Annotated in this window: 14 protein-coding genes; 9 read left to right on the forward strand and 5 right to left on the reverse strand. The window is 43.0% G+C overall.

All coding sequences use genetic code 11. From position 1 onward, the window contains the following. The first annotated feature begins 145 nt into the window (after positions 1-145). The 8 genes from ACMFL8_RS02325 to tsf all read left to right on the forward strand — a co-directional run bounded on the left by ACMFL8_RS02325 (position 146) and on the right by tsf (position 8,840). A complete protein-coding gene (locus tag ACMFL8_RS02325) occupies positions 146-1,405 on the forward strand; it encodes a multidrug effflux MFS transporter (RefSeq protein WP_210541158.1) in 1,260 nt (419 codons plus the stop codon). Positions 1,406-1,826: 421 nt separating this feature from the next. Then, positions 1,827-2,702, forward strand: coding sequence for a substrate-binding periplasmic protein (locus tag ACMFL8_RS02330; RefSeq protein ID WP_189582685.1), 876 nt, complete (start codon positions 1,827-1,829; stop codon positions 2,700-2,702). Positions 2,703-2,715: 13 nt separating this feature from the next. Continuing rightward, positions 2,716-4,953: an ATP-binding protein gene (locus tag ACMFL8_RS02335; RefSeq protein ID WP_413189992.1), complete on the forward strand. Its 2,238-nt coding sequence runs from the start codon at positions 2,716-2,718 to the stop codon at positions 4,951-4,953. Between the two features lie 20 nt (positions 4,954-4,973). Beyond that, positions 4,974-5,336, forward strand: coding sequence for a response regulator (locus ACMFL8_RS02340; protein WP_189582679.1), 363 nt, complete (start codon positions 4,974-4,976; stop codon positions 5,334-5,336). A gap of 30 nt (positions 5,337-5,366) precedes the next feature. Continuing rightward, positions 5,367-5,816 carry a chemotaxis protein CheX gene (locus ACMFL8_RS02345; protein ID WP_189582676.1) on the forward strand — a complete coding sequence of 150 codons (450 nt, stop codon included), beginning with the start codon at positions 5,367-5,369 and terminating at the stop codon, positions 5,814-5,816. Positions 5,817-5,864: 48 nt separating this feature from the next. After that, a complete protein-coding gene (locus ACMFL8_RS02350) occupies positions 5,865-6,314 on the forward strand; it encodes a chemotaxis protein CheX (RefSeq protein ID WP_189582673.1) in 450 nt (149 codons plus the stop codon). Positions 6,315-6,764: 450 nt separating this feature from the next. After that, entirely contained in the window at positions 6,765-7,568 is an 804-nt protein-coding gene (gene rpsB, locus ACMFL8_RS02355; RefSeq protein WP_010201760.1) for a 30S ribosomal protein S2, read from the forward strand. 387 nt (positions 7,569-7,955) lie between these two features. Beyond that, a complete protein-coding gene (gene tsf / locus ACMFL8_RS02360; protein WP_010201759.1) occupies positions 7,956-8,840 on the forward strand; it encodes a translation elongation factor Ts in 885 nt (294 codons plus the stop codon). A gap of 147 nt (positions 8,841-8,987) precedes the next feature. Here the strand turns inward: tsf and ACMFL8_RS02365 are convergent, their stop codons facing one another. From ACMFL8_RS02365 to hflX, 4 genes are all read right to left on the reverse strand, one after another. Continuing rightward, positions 8,988-9,809 (reverse strand): lytic transglycosylase domain-containing protein, encoded by an 822-nt coding sequence (locus ACMFL8_RS02365; protein ID WP_010201758.1) that lies wholly within the window; start codon positions 9,807-9,809, stop codon positions 8,988-8,990. Between the two features lie 407 nt (positions 9,810-10,216). After that, a complete protein-coding gene (locus ACMFL8_RS02370) occupies positions 10,217-10,906 on the reverse strand; it encodes an LrgB family protein (RefSeq protein ID WP_010201757.1) in 690 nt (229 codons plus the stop codon). A gap of 22 nt (positions 10,907-10,928) precedes the next feature. Continuing rightward, entirely contained in the window at positions 10,929-11,357 is a 429-nt protein-coding gene (locus tag ACMFL8_RS02375) for a CidA/LrgA family protein (RefSeq protein WP_189582666.1), read from the reverse strand. Positions 11,358-11,785: 428 nt separating this feature from the next. Further along, entirely contained in the window at positions 11,786-13,246 is a 1,461-nt protein-coding gene (gene hflX, locus ACMFL8_RS02380) for a ribosome rescue GTPase HflX (protein WP_194620839.1), read from the reverse strand. A 323-nt stretch (positions 13,247-13,569) separates the two neighbouring features. Here hflX and ACMFL8_RS02385 point away from each other — a divergent pair, with 323 nt between their 5' ends. Next, positions 13,570-14,370 (forward strand): lysophospholipid acyltransferase family protein, encoded by an 801-nt coding sequence (locus ACMFL8_RS02385; protein ID WP_413189993.1) that lies wholly within the window; start codon positions 13,570-13,572, stop codon positions 14,368-14,370. A 134-nt stretch (positions 14,371-14,504) separates the two neighbouring features. Here ACMFL8_RS02385 and ACMFL8_RS02390 read toward each other — a convergent pair whose 3' ends face one another. Beyond that, positions 14,505-15,545 (reverse strand): aldo/keto reductase, encoded by a 1,041-nt coding sequence (locus ACMFL8_RS02390; RefSeq protein ID WP_413189994.1) that lies wholly within the window; start codon positions 15,543-15,545, stop codon positions 14,505-14,507. Positions 15,546-15,575 lie beyond the last annotated feature (30 nt).

The raw sequence follows: 15,575 nt of genomic DNA on the forward strand, positions 1-15,575 counted from the left end.
CTGTCTGCTTGTGTATCTGTGCATAAATATGCATTATTGATTTGCTGCCAGTTTTTTATTTTGAATACCTTTATCCTGAATAAAAACTGGCCACACGCAAAGCCTGAATAATAAAATAATAACCATTATACAAAACGGTCTCACTATGTCTGCTCCAAAGCCTTCTTTGCCCAATAAACCACTTGCCTCTGAACGAGTGCGCTCTGCCGATTTGCCTGTAGCATGGATCATGATGCTCGGACTCATAGTGGCAGTAGGGCCGCTGTCTATTGATATGTATTTGCCAGCATTACCATCGATGGCAGATGACTTTGGTGTATCCACTGCTTTTATGGCCAATTCTGTGCCAGCGTATTTTTTGGGCTTGGTGTTTGGCCAGCTGTTTTATGGTCCGTTTAGTGATCGTGTTGGCCGCGTCAAACCTCTATATATAGGTATGACGTTGTATGTCATCGCATCCATCATCTGTGCAACCACAAACGATGAATATGTATTGTTTGTGGGACGTACCCTTCAGGCACTGGGGGCTTGCGTGGGGGCTGTGGTTACCCGTGCCGCGATTCGCGATCGCCTAACAGCCAAACAAACTGCCAAAGCCTTTTCTATCATGATATTGGTGATGGGCTTAGCGCCGATATTAGCGCCATCACTTGGTGCGGTATTTTTGCGTTTTTTTACATGGCACTCTATTTTTTGGTTTTTAGCGGCTTTTGGCACGCTCAACTTATTACTTACCAAATTTTTCTTTTTTGAAACACTAACTGAAGAAAACCGTAATGTGCGTCCCGCCAAAGAAGTCCTGAGTCAATACTGGGACTTACTGAAAGATCGCACTTTTAGCTATCCTGCGATTGGTGGCGGTCTGTTGATGGGTGCGATGTTTGTTTATATCAGCTCAGCTTCTGAATTGATCATGGATACATATGGGGTATCGGCGACCCATTTTGGCTGGCTCTTTGGCATGAATGCGGCTGGTTTTGTCGCTTTAACGCAGCTGAACCAATGGCTCACCAATCGCTTTCGTATCCTGAGTATTCTGCGTTTTGGTGCGATGATGCAGGTTATTTCTGCAGGCGTGCTATTCGTGATAGGTCTGTTTTTGGGTACTGATGCCTGGCTACCACTAGTATTGGTCTGTATTTTCTTTTGTATTGCGGGTCTTGGTTTGACGCAGCCGAATGCTTCTGCGATTGCTTTAGCCTTCCAAAAACGCCGCGCAGGTATGGCAAGTGCATTGCAAGGCTCTCTTATGTTCTCCGTGGGTATTTTTGGCGGTTTATTGTTGAATCTATTTCCGGTCAATCCAGTACTTAAAATCGGCATTGCCATGTTTTCTTTAATGAGTCTCGGTTGCTTTTTGATTTGGCAGATAGATCGTAATTTAAATCTTGATGATGCCGAATAAGTCCCAAATGAGCCATTAAATGATCAATTAAATCATGCCTTACTTACTCCCTGAAAAGCACTCAAACGTCAAAGGCGTTGTGAGTGCTTTTTTGTGTGCTTTGTACTAAAAAAATGTATATACATTTTTACTTGTTAAAATAAACAAATGTCCTTTATAAAATTAAAATAATGCTTGTTATTAGGTCGTAAAATACGATAAAGCGTAAATAAATATACTTATGTTTAATAATTATATATGCGGCCTTTGCTATATATAACAATTTGTATGTATTCTCTAAACATAATTATTGCAATCACAGAGTTGCTCAATTATCATCCTAAGTAACTTTCTGTAAGCAAATATTATTTAATGATTATTCGACCTTGCTAGATTGTTATTCACTAAAATTTAGAAAAACCTTAAACTTTAAGGATGGGATATGAAGCAAATATATCGGATGTTACCGATTGTATTAAGTGTTGGCTTATTCGGATGTGGTAATTCTTCTACACAAGAGAGCGCCAACTCGACTGGCAAGGCGATAGCAGCAGAAAGTAAAGATGAGTTTGTCAGTAAACTGCCTGATACTGCGCCAACCTTAAAGGTTGCTACCACAGGGACGATGCCTCCATTCTCGTTCCAGGATGACTACGGCAATATGCAGGGGATTGATATTGATTCTATCCGTGCTCTTGGTGAAGAGCAGGGGTTCAAGGTCGAATTTTACAAAGAAACTTGGCAAAATATGTTCGACAGTGTGGCGTCAGGCGGTCGTGATTTAGCGATATCAGGTATCTCTTATAAAGATGATCGTGCAGAAAAATATGGCTTATCTGACCCTTACTTTTTTAACCCGTCTTCAATCATGTATGCCAAAAGTGACACAAAAATCAAAGGCATAGAAGATTTAGCTGGTATGCATGTTGCGGCGATGGAAGGCTCTAAGCAAGAAGATCAGCTAAATGCGATGGGTCAATATAGTGAGATGACCACTAGAAGTACGGCTTTTTTGCTGTATGAAGACTTAATGCAAGGCAAGGTCGATGTGATTTTGCATGATCTACCTATTTTGCAATATACGGCAAAAAACCATCCAGAATATGATGTCACCATCGTCCCTTATGAAGGCGCGGATAATCCTTCAGCACAGCAAGTCATACTGATGGCAAAAGGCAATAGTAAGCTTATCAATACCGTCAATGAAGGGATTGCTAAGCTTGAGAAAAAAGGCACGTTTAAAGCAATCGATGAGCAGTGGTTAGGCGCGTCTGAGCCAGCTACTAAAAGCGCTACTACCAATGAGCAATCGAAATAAGGGGCTATAAAAGATGGCAACCACACATAATGTTGACAACAAACGTTATCGCAGTCTGATTGTTTCAATTGCACTGTTTTTATCATTGATTGGTGCTTTGCTGGCCTTTACTTTTTATACATCCAGCTTGCTCGAAAGAAACACGGTTTTAATTGACCAAACCAACCAAGTCGCTAATAGCGCCCAAGCGGTAATCAAAGATCTATTTGACTTAGATAGCAGCTATGGTGAAGACACCAGCTCTCCGCATATTCAACGAGTTTTGGAGCGTTTGGAACAAAACACCGCGCTTATTACCAACTCAATTGCAGCTATTGGGCAGGGTGGACAGGTTACAGATCTTGATGGTAATGACTACACGCTACCAAAGATTAATGAAAATTCGCAAGCCAAAATTTCTGCCGCCAATGAGCAGTGGCAACTTTTAGAGCCTAAGATTCAAAGCTATCTCAAAGATGCTGATAACATCATGGTTGATTCTTCTGATGAGTTGATTCAAGCGGTTGAGCAGGCCAAAACATCCAGTTTGTTTATTAACGAATCGTTAGATGAACTCACTGATGAGGTGTTTATCAACGCTGAGCGCCAAGCCGACACTATCCGTTTGATTCAGGTATTAGGTGTTGCAGCTATCTTTGCTTACTTCTTGATTTTCGTTTTCTTCTTCGTTCGTCGTCTGCGTGATACCGATGCAGAAGCTTTGGCCGCTCGTCGTGAAACCCAAGAAATCATGGAGACGGTGAATACGGGTCTCTTCTTGCTAGACAAAGATTTGAATATCGGTCAGCAGCATTCTCGCGCACTGACCAACATTATCGGTGCTGACACCCTAGCAGGAGAAAACTTTACCAATGTCTTGCGTGGTCGTATTTCTGATAAAGACCTAAACACCACCCGCCAATTCATTGAGCAGCTATATAATCCGCGTGTGAAAGAAAAGCTGGTCGATTCTTTAAACCCACTGAACAAAGTCATGTTGCACAATGCTCACGGAGCAGATGGTGCCGACAGTCGTTATTTAGACTTCAAGTTTTCGCGGGTTTATGAAAATAAAGACATCGCTCGTATTCTCGTCAACGTCAATGACGTCTCAGACGCCGTATATTTAGAACAGCGTCTAGAAAAAGAGCGTTCACAAAATGACATGCAGATTGAGATGTTAACAACCATCTTAAACGTCAATCCAAAAATCATTAACGAATTTATTACCAATACCAAAGCGCACATCGACAAGATGAATAACATTTTGAAAAACCCAGGTAGCTCACAATTTGAGCTTGAAGGTAAATTAAAAGCCATCTATCGTGAAATGCACAGCCTAAAAGGTGAAGCTTCTGCGCTGAAACTGCACAGCTTTACTAAGATTGCATCCGATGCGGAAGACAAGCTGGATGCGTTGCAAAATCAAGGTAAATTATCGGGTAATAACTTCTTGCCGTTAGCAGTGCATTTAGATGATTTGCTCAGCCTATCTAATACCATCGAAACATTGGGTGAGCGTATCAACCAAGCCACGCCAAAAAGTGTCAGTGTAACAAACAATACTCATGCGACCCAATCGGTAGCATCATCAGCCACGCCTGCATCAAATATTAAGACACCAGCCGCTAGCGAAAACCAATCAACGCATCAATCAGCCATGAGCATGCCTGTTGCAAGCGGTAATGATATTGATATTGATTTGAGTGATGAGTCGGATGATGATCAGTTGTCTTATTATCAAAGTTTTGCGCAAGACATCGCGGCAAGACAAGGTAAGCAAGTGCAGTTGAGCAGTCAGACGTTAGCGCACACGGCGATACCAGCCCATCTTAAAAATGTCGTCAAAGAAATAAGTATTCAGCTGTTACGCAATGCTGTGGTACATGGTATTGAGACGCCTGCGGTACGTCAGTCAGCTGACAAACCAGCCGTTGGTACTATTGATCTAGAAATACAGAGTGATAGCCGCGATCTCGTTATTACTTTGCAGGACGACGGACAGGGTATCGATTACGACAGCATTCGCCAAAAACTCATCGCCAAAGGTCGCTTTGATGCAGAAGCTACTGCTCAAATGAGTCAGGGTGAGCTATTAAAGCAACTGTTTACGTCAGGGTTCTCGACCAAAGAACACGCTGATGAAGATGGTGGTCGCGGTGTTGGCTTGGATATTATCAAAGCACAAGTAAAAGAGTATGACGGTAAGCTCAACGTCAATAGTGAGCTTGGTAAAATGACTCGCTTTACCATTACCTTGCCTAAAGCTTAATTGAGGATAAGAAAGACGTTATGTATAAATTAATGATTGTTGATGATTCTAATATCATTCGAAACCGAATCCAGCGTGCGTACGATTCAGGAGAGTTTATGTTGGTGGCTACGGCGACCAGCGGTGTGCAAGCTATTGAGAAGTTTAATGTGCATCGTCCTGATGTCATTACTATGGATTTGACCATGCCACAAATGGACGGTCTAGAGTGTATCGAAAAAATAATTGCGATCGATCCTGAAGTTCGTATTTTAGTGGTGTCAGCCTTATCTGATAAATCGACTGGTATTGAAGCATTATCGTTGGGTGCAAGTGGATTTTTATGTAAGCCTTTTTCAGAAGAAGAGCTTGTCGAAGCTTTACATGAGCTTATGCAAGACTAACTTCAGCCAACGATTTAAGCAGATGTCATTATGAAAGAACAACATTTACATATTTTTTTAAATATCATCACCAACTATTTTGATCAGTTCGGTAGTGAATCACTTATCGTTGATACGCCTTATTTGCTGGAAAATCAACAGCCAAAAGTCTACGACTATACCGGTGTCATTGGTATATCAGGGGTACAAAAAGGCGTGGTGTATTTTTCGGCAACCCGTGATTTACTGTCTTCAATATTGGACAGCATGGGTGAAACGGATAAAAGCGATGAAAACTACATCGATTTGGCTGGTGAAGTTGCCAATACGATCGCGGGTAATGCGCGCAAAGAGTTTGGTTCAGAGTTTCATATCTCTGTGCCGTTTGTTTTTAAAGGCGCACCGCAAAGTATTGTGTTGCCGCACGATGAGCGCTCTTTTATCATTCCTGTTACTTGGCGCGGTCAAGTCGGTGAAATTGTGGTTTGTTTGCAAGATTAAACTAAGCACCCACACATCATCGATGTTAGCTATGGACAATACACTATTATGGTTAAAGTAGAAAAATTAGGCGTCTTTTTAAGCTCAATCAGCGCATTCTTTGCGCAGATTGATGATACGCCAGTGGCGATTGATACGCCATATTTGAACAGTAATAAAAGTGCCGTTGGTTATGATTATAGTGGCATCATTAAAATATCTGGACCTATCGAAGGCTGCGTCTATGTGAGCGCGCCAAGCGTAATGTTGCGAGAAGTCATAAAAGTGATGGGCGAGCCAGATTCATCGATTACGATGATGAAAGACTTGTTGGGTGAGATGACCAATACCATCTCAGGTAATGCACGTACGGAGTTTGGCTCAGATTTTATTATCTCACCGCCTAAGATTATTGAGGGCGCGCCAAGCATCGCTTATTTACCAAAAGACCGCCAAAGCTATGTCACGCCATTTACTTGGCGCGGTTACGAAGCGGTGATTGGTATTTGTATCGCTTAGGGCGTGTCTGATCCTTTGAGCATGGCACTGAACGTAGCTGTCTGTGGATCCAATGATAGTAATCAGCGAAAAAAACGACGTTAAAGCGTCGTTTTTTTTATGGTTTTTATCCAAAGATATGTCACATAGCTTGTTCATTTATTTGATATTTAGCTTGTGCGGCTCATGATAATAGCGCTAGCAGTAAGCTGTACTTTTATGATAAAATACAGCGCAGCTATTTTATAACTTAGTGTTTATCGCTAAGTTCAAATCATAGCTCATTTTTTAAACCAACCCATCAACCAATGACACACACATCATGGCAAAAAATTGCTGGGTGTTTGGCGACTTGATTAATTTGCAAAAAGTTAATGCGGTATTCATAAGCATTGACCCTCAGCAGATGCGTGTCGCTAGATAGGCAGTTTTTGTGATGTGGAGGCATAACCCAACCACTAGGAATTTCACATGGCTACAAAGAATCCAACCAAAATCGAAATGCGCGACTTACTACAAGCCGGCGCTCACTTTGGTCACCAAACACGTTTTTGGAACCCAAAAATGGGACCATACATCTTTGGTGCACGTAACAAGATTCACATCATCAACTTAGAGCACACTGTAAAAGCGTTTAACGAAGCATTGACTTACGTAAACGGCTTAGCTGCTAAGAAAAACAAAGTATTGTTCGTTGGTACTAAACGCGCTGCTAGCGGTATCATCCGTGAACAAGCTGCCCGCGCTGGCATGCCATACGTTGACCATCGCTGGTTAGGTGGTATGTTGACTAACTGGAAAACACTTCGCCAGTCAATCAACCGTCTAAAAGAGCTAGAAAAACAAGCAGAAGACGGTACTTTCGCTAAGCTTACTAAGCGTGAAGCGTTAGAGCGTACTCGTGATATGGAAAAACTTGAGCGTTCACTAGGCGGTATCAAAGACATGGGCGGCCTACCTGACGCAATCTTCGTTGTAGACGTAGATCATGAAGCGATTGCTATCAAAGAAGCTAAAAATCTAGGTATTCCAGTTATCGGTATCGTTGATACCAACTCAAACCCAGATAACGTTGATTACATCATCCCAGCAAACGATGATGCTATCCGTGCAGTGACTTTGTATGTAACTTCTATGGCTGATGCGATTATTGCTGGTAAAGAATACGCACAGACTCAAGCAGGCGGCAAAGCTGAGCAAGAAGCACCTGTTGCAGCTACTGAAGCAGCACCAGCTGAAGCGGCTACTGAAGAAGCAGCAACTCCAGCAGAATAAATAGCTGACCTAAAAGGTTTACCTTTGTAAGGATGTATTAATAGTTATGCTATCAGCATCCATATAAAGGTATTAACAGCGTATACGTACAAGCTCACAATAGGCATGATGTAGTTTTACTCGTCATGCCTTATTGCTGATGGATTGTTTGTTAATAGGCGAGTATTATCGTTTATAGTTGCCCTCATGATACACAAGATCTGTTATCACAACGACTTCTGCTATCACAAGCAACGATGAGCACTCTCATCACAATAGCAATCATCACTACAAGAGCAATATAGTACTTATAAAATATAGTACCTATAGATAGTTTCTATAAATAGTATGAAAATATTGAATAGAAGTTAAGCACTCCCATACATAACAATATAAAAGGTAACTCTTATGTCAGAAGTAAAAGTATCTGCCAAAATGGTAAAAGAATTGCGTGACCGTACTGGTCTTGGCATGATGGAATGTAAAAAAGCGTTGGAAGAGTCAAACGGCGATGTCGAAACTGCCATTGATAACCTACGTAAGTCTGGTCAAGCCAAAGCCGCTAAAAAAGCGGGTAACATCGCAGCTGACGGCGCTATCATCATCGCTCAAGGCGACAACAAAGCATTCTTGCTAGAAGTTAACTGCCAGACTGATTTCGTTGCAAAAGATGACAGCTTCAATGCATTTGCAGAAAAAGTGGCTAGCATTGCTCTAGAGAACAACGTGACTGACGTTGCTGCTATCTCTGAATTGCCTTATGGCGATGGTCAAACCGTTGAAGAAGCACGTGTATCTTTAGTACAAAAAATCGGTGAAAACATCCAAATCCGCCGTGTTGAAGTACTTGAAGGCGCTAACATTGCTGCATACCGTCATGGTCTACGTATCGGCGTAGTGGTATCTTATGAAGGCGGCAGTGCAGACACTGGCAAAAACCTTGCCATGCATATCGCTGCGTTCAACCCAGTTGCAGTAGATGACGAAGACGTCGCTGCTGACGTACTAGCGCGCGAAAAAGACATCATCGAAGCCAAAGCAAAAGAATCTGGCAAGCCTGACAACATCGTTGAAAAAATGATCGAAGGTGGCCTACGTAAGTACCTAGACGAAGTAACGTTATTGCGTCAGCCATACGTCATGGACAATGAGAAAAAAGTTGGTGACGTATTGAAAGCTGAAGGCGTAAAAGTACTTGGTTTTAAACGTCTAGAAGTTGGTGAAGGCATTGAGAAGAAGCAAGAAGATTTCGCTGCTGAAGTTGCTGCAACTCAAGCACTAGCTAATAAGTAAGTTTCAAAATGCAGTAAGTGCTGAGTTTGTTTTTGCTCAGTACTTATAGATTGTTTGACATAAGAAGCAATCAAGCATAAAAAAGCCCGTTATTTATTAACGGGCTTTTTTGTGTCTGCTGATTTAGTTATATCATTAACAGTTATATTAACGTAATGCCGCATACGCTGAATTGGCATAACTGGCGCTATTGGTATTGCTACTAGTGCCATAGCTGACGTTTTGTAGGCCATTACTAGCAGTGGTATTGCTGTTGCTGGCGCTCATGCTACTACCAGACAGACCTGAGTCATTTTTATATAAGCTGTGATAGCGGCTCATCACGCTTTTGACATAGTTGCGGGTTTCTTTAAACGGTGGGATGCCACCATATTTATCGACGTTGCCTTCACCAGCATTATAACCGGCCACCGCATGTTCGACGTTGTTATTAAAGCGACGCATCAACCAAGCGATATATTTAGCAGACCCTTCGATATTGTCAGCAGGATTCCAAGGGTTGCTCACTTTAAAGCGGCGGGCAGTGGCTGGCATTAGCTGCATCAGGCCTTGAGCACCCACAGGTGAGCGTGCGTTGGGATTGAATGCGGATTCCGTATGCATCATGGCTTTCATGAGGGCAGGATCTACACCATTACGCTCGGCAGAGGCGCGAATATAACTGTCATAAGCATTGCGGCTACCGCTACTACTTGCTGTGCTGCTACCATAATCACTACCGCTGCTATTACTGCCATCATACATCTTGGAGTCTTTGTAGTAAGTCACCTTTACTTTTTTGGTGAATTTATCAAAGTTGCCGCTAGGATTGACATTGGTGAGCAGTACTTGTCCACCTTTGTCTTTATAGATATACATATTGCCTGCGTGAGCAGTCATCGAAAGCGTTGAGAGGGCAAGTGTACTAGCAATGGTGCTGAGTAAAAGCGGAGACAAACAGCGGGTAATCAAAGGGGAGATACTTATCATAGAGATATCACTTTTTATCGAATAATAGCAAATTGTTTTGCCTATAGGCGCGTCATGTTGCGCGTTAGAGCGGTTACCGTGTTTGCTGGATTTTACAGCTACATTGAAGATAGCTACCTAGCAATGGTCACGCTTAACAAGAAACCACTTGCGATAGATACAAAAAATAATAGTTGCTTACTATAACATATAATAACTTTTTAGCGCATAGGATTAGCAGAACAAAGCACAAAAGCCGCCTTTAATTTGTAAAAAAATCAACAGACTAAGGCTTTTAAGCACATCGATTACATGTCTGCTTCAGTGTTTTTAAGCTGATACAAACGCCTCAATATGCTCACTGCGACGGTAAATTTTCAATAAAGACGAAAAGTTATTTAAGATAATGATGGGTTTTTTAAACGCTATTAAATGGAAAACGCACTGATAAAAATAGGCACCCACACGGCAGTGACCAAACCATTGACCGCCAGACCAAAGGCAGCATAACGACCAGCAGTGTGACTGATTTGCCAAGCTTCTACTGTGCCAAAAGCATGGGCTGCCAAGCCAAGTGCCAAACCTTTGGCACGATCATCATCGATACCACGAAACAAAAATCGCGCTAAAGTGCCACCGATTATACCTGAGACAATAATAATCAAGTTGGCCATGGCCAGTGGCGCTTTAATCAAATCGGCGATGCTCAAGCCAATGGGTGTGGTCACTGAACGGGTGGCAAAGGCGAGTATCGTGTCGTGGCTTAAGGAAAATAGATAAGCCAATGACATAGGTAGTAATGCACCAATTACGCTGGCCATGGCTACGATCAAAGTCAGCTTTTTAACTGGCAAACCCTTGAAGTTCATTGCCGCGAGTGGCACGGCTAAAAGTACAGTGACATAGCCTAATAGATGGTCAAATACAGGTTTGGCAACGCTATAATAATTATTGTAATCCCATTGCAGGATAAACAAGAACAAAAGAACAAGAATCAACGCGGTAATCACCATTGGCAACCACGATAGCTTACGAGCCAAGACGCGGGCAATGACATGTGCTGTCAAGGTTAATAATATCGCTGCGAGGGTCGCCATCAATACGCTATCAAAAGTCATTACATTTCCTTGGTTATACAGCTCAAGGCTGCTGTTTTTGCTTATGAGTAGTATTGGTATTTGCGCTATCGCTTAGCCAGTGGTTGGCAAGAATAGCCAGTCCCCATAGTGGTATGAGCGTACTGATTAACATGGTCAGCATCACGCCCCACAGCTCGTCACCTAAGGCGAATAATAGCAAGCCTGCACCGGCTGACACGGGCAAAAAAGCAAAGCCACTATCGACCAATAAGACATTACTGGCTTGGGTAAGCCAACTGGGCAGGCCTTTAAGTAAACGCCATGCCATCAAGATAAAGAACATCGCGATTAAACCGACGATATTGGCGGCCTTTTCGATACCCGCCCACTGACAAATGATAACGGCAGATTCACGGACAAAAATGATCATGACCAACGTTAGGATGACGGCCATCCATAGGGGCATACGCGAGGAATGAGTGGAGTTCATAAGCAGTGCTGGCCAAGTCAGAGATAGAGAGTATGTTCATAAAATCGAGTAGGCAGTAGCGCCAAGAGCATAGCAAAGAGGGGTGTCTTTGCTCGGTTATGTTTTCAACGTAGTCGATAACGTCTAAATGGGTTAAATATATAAAAGTTGATTATATAGAGAGCAAACCAACTAATAAAGCCTCTAAAACGCTAGGACTGGTTATTGATCTTCTAAGTTTTTAGTCGAAAAATCTAGTCACACATGATGGTGAAAAAATGGAGGTCAAAAAAATAGACGATATCGTTGATACCGTCCATTTATCATTTAACACTCTATGTTAAGAAACCACTGATGAAAAGGCCTATTAATTGAGAAGCCAAGCGTTTTGGGAAGACGCTATTTGAATTTGTAAATCCAAATCAAATCTATACACCCAAATTTTACGCTTATTTTTCTTCTGATGTTTCTGAGTGCAATGTCTCAGAGCTCAACGTCTCAGAGTTAAGGGCATCAAAATCATCAAAAGCTTGTTCTTCTGCTTTCGTCATAAGTTGGTCTTCGTCTTCATCTTCATCAGGCTGCTCGAACTCTTCAAGGACTGGCATCAGTAGCGTGGCTTGTGCTAATGGCAATACATCTAGAGGATTCAAGTCGGCTTGACCAAGGAGCTGTCTGAGTCTGTCACTCGGCAAACGAATGGTCAAGCATTCATGACCTGTATCATCGTAGCTTTCTTCTAAAATGACGCCCAGCTCATACAAGGTACTTTTGAATTGACCTGCATTATAAGGAAGAGTCAAATCAAATGTTGTTAAAGCACCAGTCAGCAGCTGTTGCACAGCTAGTGACAACCCTTCCATGCCTAGGTTCTCTCTAGAGGAAACATAGACACGGTTGGGTTGACCTTCGCTAGCATAACCGATATGGGCGGGCTCATCCGTCAAATCAATCTTATTGTAGACATTGAGTACCGGCACATCATTGTCAATCTCTGCCAATACATCTTTGACTGCTTGAATTTGCTCGTGCATGTCTTCACTAGAAGAGTCGATGACGTGTAGCAATAAATCTGCCTCTAATGTCTCTTCTAATGTCGCATGAAAAGACTCGACTAGCTCATGCGGTAGATGACGGACGAAACCAACCGTGTCGACCAAGACCACGCGCCCAACACCCTGCCAGTCTAAACGGCGCAAAGTTGGATCGAGCGTGGCAAATAGTTTATCCGCCGCATAGATGTTTTCATCGACTAAGCGGTTGAATAATGTAGATTTACCCGCATTGGTATAACCGACGAGTGAAATAGTCGGCACGTCTGATTTTTGCCGACGTGCTCGACCTTGAGCGCGTGTTTGGCGCACTTTTTCCAGTTTGCTTTTTAGCTGATTCACACGAGTCTGTAATAAGCGACGATCGGTCTCAAGTTGGGTTTCACCGGGTCCGCGCAGACCGATACCGCCTTTTTGACGTTCCAAATGCGTCCAACCACGTACCAAACGTGTCGATAAATGGTTTAGCTGCGCCAGCTCTACTTGTAGCTTACCTTCGTAAGTACGGGCACGCTGCGCGAAAATATCCAAAATCAGACCAGTACGATCCAGTACGCGACATTGCACCAAGGCTTCGATATTACGCTCTTGTGATGGCGATAAGCTGTGGTTAAAAAGGACGATATCAGCGTCATGCTCGCGCACCAATTCTGCTATTTCTGCTGCTTTGCCGCTACCGACGAAGTATTTGGCATCGGGTCTTTGGCGTGAGCCTGTGACCAACGCCAAACGATCAGCCCCTGCTGAGTCTGCTAATAGCTCAAATTCACCTAGATCGTCAGGATCTTGAATTTGGCGGATGTCTAAATGTACTATAATGGCGCGTTCGCCACCTTCATGTCTTTCAAAATAATCCAAAGAGTATCACCTATTAATAAAGTAAATAAATCGCTATTATCAATTTAGTAAGCTTTGATTCAGTAAGCTTTGATATAACGTTCAGATGGTTGTCTATATGTGGTCTTATCACTTGATATTAAAGCGTATTGGCATAATTAGCGATGATTTTATGTTACAGCATTTATGGTGGCTGATTTTCTATAAATCTGCTTCATTACCCATTTGTATAAAAGTAAACACTCACTGAGTGAACAAGCTATCACTGAGTGACAGAACTTTGTTATACTTAGCTCGTTTTTTTAACTATCTAAAAACCAAACATTCAATCATGAGGGACGAAGATGAGCCAAGCTAAGTCAGGCTTTTCACTCAAACAACAATGGGGTCGCGGTAAACAAATCGCGGGAATGACCACGACGATCGCTGGTGGTCTTAGGGCTGCTCAGCGTATTGGCGCATTTAAGCAGCCACCACGCGAAAAACTGCCACGCTACATTCAAGTATTTTGTCGTAAGATGGCAGGCTCCTTTGGGGTCAAGGTCGTTGAAGTTGAGCCAGTGCAACAGCATCATGGTCTATGGGTATCCAATCATGTGTCATGGATGGATATTCCGGTCGTGGGCACGGTGAGTCCTGCCTTTTTCTTATCCAAAGCCGAAATCGGTGAGTGGCCAGTATTTGGCAAGCTGGCTCATGCGGCAGGTACGGTATTTATTGAGCGTGGTTCCGGTGATGCAGGCTCGGTGGCAGCGCAGATTGCTAGCTTTTTAGCAAAAGGATTTTCGGTGATATTTTTCCCAGAAGCGACGACTACCGATGGTAAAAAAATCAAACGTATTCATGGGACATTGCTACAAGCAGCGATAGAAGCAGACGTTCCGGTTCGCCCCATCGTTATCGCTTATGTCAATAAAGACGGTACATTAAGCGAAGCACTGCCATATTATGGCAAGCTGACGATGAAGGACAGCATGAAAAAAGTGCTTGATAGCAAAGACGTAACCGCTTATGTATTGCCATTAGCGCCGATAGATCCAGCAGGCTGTAGCAAAAGCGAGCTGACCAATGTATTGCAGTTACGTATGCAAGAGGGGTTGGCTGAACTACATTCAAGAGTACTTAACGTACCGGCTAAAGACTAAATATTTGCAGTTGAAGTAATAGTCAAAAAAAGGGCGCGAATCGCAGTGATAATGCTAGCGATTTGCGCCCTTTTTGGTGGGAGCTTCAATAGAGCGTACTTAATTTAATCCACTACGCTCTGATAGAGGGCAGATTATGGTGACGGATTAGGCTGCTGTGTATGTACAGCTTCTATCGCCTCTAATACGTCTGCTGTCAGCTCTACATTGACACTATCGATGTTGGATTTGAGCTGCTCGGTAGTCGTTGCCCCAATGATATTGCTGGTGACAAAGTGACGAGAGTTGACGAAAGCCAATGACATCTGTGCCATGTCCAAACCTGCATCAGCGGCTATCTTGGCATATTGCTCAGTGGCTGATTTGGCTTGTTCGTTTACGTAGCGCCCAAAACGGTCGTACATAGTCAGACGTGCGCCAGTCGGACGTTTGCCATCGAGATATTTACCAGATAACACACCAAAACCAAGCGGTGAATAAGCAAGTAGACCTACATTTTCACGATGTGCAATCTCTGCCATATTGACTTCATATAAGCGGTTCAGCAGGCTATAGGGATTTTGCACAGTGATGGGGGCAATCAAGCCGTTTTTATCTGCTTCCCATAGGTAGCGCATCAGACCCCACGCAGTATCATTCGACAGCCCATAAGCACGAATACGACCTTTTTTGATCTCATCATTTAACGCTTGAATGGTCTCTAAAAAAGGCGTTAAATCGTCTAGTGACTGCGCTGCCATCGCTTCAGTATAACCGCGCTGACCGAAGAAATTCGCTTGGCGTTCAGGCCAGTGCAGTTGATAAATATCAATATAGTCGGTTTGCAAACGCTCAAGATTGCCATCAATGGCGCTGCTGATTTGCTCAGCATTAAAGCGCGTTTGCCCGTCGCGTAAAAAATCCATCGGTGACATTTTGCTGGCAAGGATAACTTTGTCACGCTGTTTGGTTTTGCTAAACCATGTGCCCATAAAGCGTTCGGTATCGCCCTGCTTGTCTTTGTCCGGCGGCGATGGATACATCTCTGCCGTGTCCCAAAAATTCACCCCTTCGCTTAGCGCCATGTCCATCTGCTCATGCGCTTGGGTCTCATCATTCTGTTGTCCCCACGTCATCGTACCTAGACAGATTTTGGAAACGTCTTCATTAATTTGTGGCAGTTTTTGATATTGCATTTTTTATCCTTATCGTTCATTCAACAGAGT

This window comes from Psychrobacter sp. AT9 (assembly GCF_047272965.1).
Taxonomy (GTDB): Bacteria; Pseudomonadota; Gammaproteobacteria; order Pseudomonadales; family Moraxellaceae; genus Psychrobacter; species Psychrobacter glaciei.

Coding starts and splice junctions, on each gene's coding strand:
- rpsB (WP_010201760.1), top strand. CDS start 6,765: ATGGCTACAAAGAATCCAACCAAAATCGAAATGCGCGACTTACTACAA.
- ACMFL8_RS02390 (WP_413189994.1), bottom strand. CDS start 15,545: ATGCAATATCAAAAACTGCCACAAATTAATGAAGACGTTTCCAAAATC.
- ACMFL8_RS02385 (WP_413189993.1), top strand. CDS start 13,570: ATGAGCCAAGCTAAGTCAGGCTTTTCACTCAAACAACAATGGGGTCGC.
- ACMFL8_RS02375 (WP_189582666.1), bottom strand. CDS start 11,357: ATGAACTCCACTCATTCCTCGCGTATGCCCCTATGGATGGCCGTCATC.
- ACMFL8_RS02340 (WP_189582679.1), top strand. CDS start 4,974: ATGTATAAATTAATGATTGTTGATGATTCTAATATCATTCGAAACCGA.
- ACMFL8_RS02370 (WP_010201757.1), bottom strand. CDS start 10,906: ATGACTTTTGATAGCGTATTGATGGCGACCCTCGCAGCGATATTATTA.
- ACMFL8_RS02325 (WP_210541158.1), top strand. CDS start 146: ATGTCTGCTCCAAAGCCTTCTTTGCCCAATAAACCACTTGCCTCTGAA.
- ACMFL8_RS02335 (WP_413189992.1), top strand. CDS start 2,716: ATGGCAACCACACATAATGTTGACAACAAACGTTATCGCAGTCTGATT.
- ACMFL8_RS02345 (WP_189582676.1), top strand. CDS start 5,367: ATGAAAGAACAACATTTACATATTTTTTTAAATATCATCACCAACTAT.
- ACMFL8_RS02365 (WP_010201758.1), bottom strand. CDS start 9,809: ATGATAAGTATCTCCCCTTTGATTACCCGCTGTTTGTCTCCGCTTTTA.
- tsf (WP_010201759.1), top strand. CDS start 7,956: ATGTCAGAAGTAAAAGTATCTGCCAAAATGGTAAAAGAATTGCGTGAC.
- ACMFL8_RS02350 (WP_189582673.1), top strand. CDS start 5,865: ATGGTTAAAGTAGAAAAATTAGGCGTCTTTTTAAGCTCAATCAGCGCA.
- ACMFL8_RS02330 (WP_189582685.1), top strand. CDS start 1,827: ATGAAGCAAATATATCGGATGTTACCGATTGTATTAAGTGTTGGCTTA.